Origin of the sequence: Caballeronia choica (assembly GCF_001544535.1) — a bacterium.
Taxonomy (GTDB): domain Bacteria; phylum Pseudomonadota; class Gammaproteobacteria; order Burkholderiales; family Burkholderiaceae; genus Caballeronia; species Caballeronia choica.
Map to the genome: position 1 here is coordinate 1 of NZ_FCON02000469.1, position 1309 is coordinate 1309.

Sequence of the window (1309 nt, forward strand, 5' to 3'; positions counted from 1 at the left end):
GCGCGCGGAGAAAAGTTGAAGAACATCGGCAGCGTCGCGGCGCCGATCGCGCCCGCGTCGCGGCCAAACGAACCGCGTGCGAGCACTGGCACGTCGCGCGATTCCGGAGCGTTCGCGCCCATCGTCGTCCGCAGGCGTTCGATCAGCGTGTCGAGCAGGCCGGCGTCGATATCCGCGTCGAGCACCACGACCGGCACGTCGAGCACGCACAGCATCGAGCGGTCGTTGTGGCGGCGTATCCTGCCCGAGTTGCTGTCTTGGTCGATGTGGGGGTTTCTCACGCGTCTCCTCGGGGAAACCGCCGTCGTTTTCTGATTAATTAAATCAAGTTGATTTATTTAATACCTGAAGCTGCGCCGTGTATAGCAGGGAAATCCCGAGCAGGTTTTTCGCTTTGCGTCCCGGGGGTTGCGATCACCGGTGCGCCTGCCCATAAACACGAGGTGCGCCGCTGGCTCCTCGATGGCGTTCAAGCGCTGCGCACGCGCGTGGTCCAGCGTCCTGGCGCTGGCACTTTTTGTCGTTCTGCGGCAACATGCTATTCCGCGGACGGGCTGGGAAAGCCATTGAAGTGTCCCCGGCTGGCGGGCAATCCGGCTGTCCTTGCGGTCGACTCGACGTCGCTGATCCGTATTCTGGTCGAAGGAGGGCAAAGTCTGGAGACAACGAGCGGTTAGCGCGGGGGAAGATGCCCGCGTTCGAAAAGAAGCTGACGAGCGAGGAGGTGGCGCAGGTTCTGACGTTTGTGCGCGGCACGTGGGGCAATAGCGCGGTGCCGGTGACCGTGCGTCAAGGATTGCGATGCGCGATGGGCTTAAGTGCGGCCGACCTTATCTCCGCTATACGGAAGGCGGCGGGTATTTCGTGGATCGACGCATTCGCGCATTGAGATCCGCGCCTATAGAAGACGCTATTTATTCGGGCAATTGAACTTCGCTAGCTAGCGGCCGATCGCATAGAACTGGCCGCAACATCCGATTCGCGAACGAGCGCCGAAGGTCGACGCATCGATCTTCAGTTTAGCTAAATTGAAAGGTCACCATAAATGTCGGCGAGGCGTGGATGCTGTCGAATGAATGCGCTTGCCTGCAGACGAACGCCAAAAAGCATTTGACTTGCAGAAAGCCAACTGAGGCGTCAACGAGTGCTGACTACGGCGCTCAGAAGGGAGCGGAAGGACACCGCGGCTCGCTGGGCGCGGCTTATCAGGACAAAAAAGCAGGGTTGGCGACCTAATGCCGTTCAGTTAGTGCGACGTGAAAGTCGCGTAGAGGATTGTTCCATCTGGTTTCGGCCAGAAGAGGAACCG

General features: G+C 59.7%; 1 protein-coding gene and 1 pseudogene. One reads left to right on the forward strand and one right to left on the reverse strand.

The features are described 5' to 3' along the window. Window positions 1-221 (reverse strand): annotated as a pseudogene (locus tag AWB68_RS45045) (N-acylmannosamine kinase); the annotation flags it as partial. A 467-nt stretch (window positions 222-688) separates the two neighbouring features. Between AWB68_RS45045 and AWB68_RS49190 the strand changes: the two are divergent. Further along, complete coding sequence (locus AWB68_RS49190; protein ID WP_200828984.1) at window positions 689-889, forward strand: c-type cytochrome; 201 nt, start codon at window positions 689-691, stop codon at window positions 887-889. Window positions 890-1309: the final 420 nt, after the last annotated feature.